Genomic DNA, 2574 nt, shown 5'->3' on the forward strand with positions numbered 1-2574 from the left:
GGCGGCCGGTTCTTGCGGGCAACGCAAGCCTCTCCGCGCCCCCGCCGACCTGACTGCGCCGCAAACCTAGACGCCGGTAGCCCGTTGCGCGGGGCGCCTGGGGGGTGGGCAACCTCGATGCGCCCGACGGAAACCGAAGGAGTCGCCGCAGGCGAGGACGAGGTTGAGGAAGGGGAAGTCCGGAGCGAACGCTCCGGACCGCAATCGTGGGCGCCCACCCCCCAGGCGCCCCGCGCAACGGGCGGCCTACGAAGCCCCCCGCCGCATCAAACCAGTCAGTCCCGAAAATTCTCAAACTGCAACGGCAAATCCACATCCGTCTTCTTCAACAACGCAATCGCCGTCTGCAGATCATCCCGCTTCTTCCCGCTGATCCGCAGCTTGTCGCCATTGATCTGGCTTTCAACCTTGAGCTTGGCGTTCTTGATCGCCGCGATCAGCTTCTTGGCCACCGGCTGCTCGATGCCCTGCTTGATCGTCACCTTCTGCCGCGCCCCGCCCAGGTTCTCCAGCGGATCCGCCACATCCAGGCAGCGCACGTCGATCCCGCGCGCCGACAGCCGGCCGCGCAGGATGTCCAGCATCTGCTTGAGCTGGAACGCGCTGGTTGCCACCTGCGTCACCACGAAACCATCCAGTTCGAATTTGGCATCCGTGCCCTTGAAATCGAAACGGGTGGCGAGCTCGCGGTTGGCCTGGTCGATGGCGTTGGTGAGTTCGTGTTTGTCGACTTCGGAAACGACGTCGAAAGTAGGCATGACACTAAGTCCTGTCGGTGGATGAGGAAAAGGCGGCCGCGGCCGCCGCGATGCCCCATTTTAGCGGGGCTGGCGCCCATCAAGCCATCAGCACCAGCAACCGGTCCGCCTGCAACGGATGCGGCATCACCTGCGCCTGGATGCCGTACGCCAGGAACAGGTTGGCCGGCGTCAGCACCTCGGCCGGCGTACCCTGCGCCACCGCCTGGCCGCCGCTCAGCAGCAGCAGGCGGTCGCACCAGCGTGCCGCCAGGTTCATGTCGTGCAGGATCACCAGCACGCCCGTGTTGCCCTCGTGCGCCAGTTGCGCCGCCCGTCGCATCAGGTCGGCCTGGTGCTTGGGATCGAGGCTGGCGGTCGGCTCGTCCAGCAGCAGGTAGCGGGCTTCGCCCTGGGCGCGCGCCGCGCGGCATTGCACCAGCACGCGGGCGAACTGCACCCGCTGCTGCTCGCCGCCCGACAGTTGCGGATAACGGCGGCCATCCAGGTGGCTGACGTCGGCCCATTCCAGCGCCTGCCGCGCCAGCTCGTCGACCTCGGCGGGCGACAGTTCCGGAAACGGGTATGCCCCCATCGCCACCACTTCGCGCACGCCCAGGTCGAAGGTAAGCCCGGGCTTCTGTGGCAGCACCGCGCGCTTGCGCGCCTGTTCGCGCGGCGGCATTGCGCTCAGCGGGCGACCGCCCAGCGACAGGCCGCCGCCATCCGCGCCCAGTTCGGCCGACAAGGCGCCCAGCAGCGTCGATTTGCCGGCGCCGTTGCTGCCCAGCAGGCCCACCACCTCGCCTGGCTGGATCGCCAGCGAGACGCGGTCCAGGATACGCGTGCCATCGCGCGTCAGCGTCACGTTGTCAGCGGCCAGCATCAACCGTGCCTCCGGCCGCGCGCCAGCAGCCACAAAAAGAAAGGGCCGCCCGCCAGTCCGGTCACCAGGCCGATCGGCAGTTCGGCCGGCACCACCACGACGCGCGCCAGCCAGTCCGCCAGCGTCATCACCAGCCCGCCGCCCAACAGGCAGGCGGGCAGCAGCAGGCGATGGTTGGCGCCCAGCATCATGCGTACCAGGTGAGGCACCACCAGGCCTACGAACACAATGGTGCCGCTGGCGGCCACCAGCGGCCCCACGATCAGGGTGCAGGCCAGCACCAACCGCGCCCGCGCCCGCCTGAGCGAATAGCCCAGGTGCTGGGCCTCGCGCTCGCCCAGCAGCAGCGCGTTCATCACGCGCCACTGGCGCAGCAGCCAGCACGACAGCAGCAGCACCCACGGCGCGAGAAACGCCAGCAGCTTCCAGTTGGCGCCGGCCAGGCTGCCCATGTTCCAGAAGGTCAGGTCGCGCAACTGCGCGTCGGACGCCATGAAGGTGAACAGCCCGACCAGGCTGAAGGCGATGGCGGTGATCGCCACGCCCGCCAGCAGCAGCCCCGCCACGCCCGGCACGCGCCGGCCCACCATATAGGCCAACAGCGTCGCGACCAGGCTGCCAATGAAGGCGCCCGGCGCGGTGTACCAGAAGCCGCCCGGCGTCATCACGATGGCGATGACCGCGCCCAGCGACGCGCCGGCGGAAATGCCGATCAGCCCCGGTTCGGCCAGCGGATTGCGGAACAGCGCCTGCAACGCCGCGCCCGAAATCGCCAGGCCGGCGCCCATCACCACCGCCAGCAGCACCCGCGGCAGGCGGATGTCGATCAGCACGTTGCGCCACAGCGCCTGCTCTGGCGTGGGGGTTCCCCACAACAGCGCCGGCAGCTCGCGCAACGGAATCGAGACCGCGCCGCTGGCGCTGGCCGCCAGCACCGCCGCCACCAGCGCC

General features: G+C 69.2%; 3 protein-coding genes. All 3 read right to left on the reverse strand.

The window, feature by feature from the left end:
• Positions 1 to 275: 275 nt before the first annotated feature.
• Positions 276 to 758, reverse strand: a complete 483-nt coding sequence (locus tag AC6LKG_RS26405; RefSeq protein WP_498169932.1) for a YajQ family cyclic di-GMP-binding protein — start codon at positions 756 to 758, stop codon at positions 276 to 278.
• Positions 759 to 837: 79 nt separating this feature from the next.
• Positions 838 to 1626 carry a heme ABC transporter ATP-binding protein gene (locus tag AC6LKG_RS26410; protein ID WP_498169933.1) on the reverse strand — a complete coding sequence of 263 codons (789 nt, stop codon included), beginning with the start codon at positions 1624 to 1626 and terminating at the stop codon, positions 838 to 840.
• The gene (locus tag AC6LKG_RS26415; RefSeq protein WP_498169934.1) at positions 1623 to 2570 is read right to left on the reverse strand and encodes a FecCD family ABC transporter permease; all 948 of its coding nucleotides are present in this window, start codon (positions 2568 to 2570) and stop codon (positions 1623 to 1625) included. Before AC6LKG_RS26415 ends, AC6LKG_RS26410 begins: the two co-directional genes overlap by 4 nt.
• Between the last annotated feature and the right edge of the window lie 4 nt (positions 2571 to 2574).

It is taken from the genome of Achromobacter sp. 46006 (genome assembly GCF_059761975.1).

Excerpts from the sequence above, each read along its gene's own strand:
- AC6LKG_RS26405 (WP_498169932.1), bottom strand. The coding sequence starts at position 758 with ATGCCTACTTTCGACGTCGTTTCCGAAGTCGACAAACACGAACTCACC.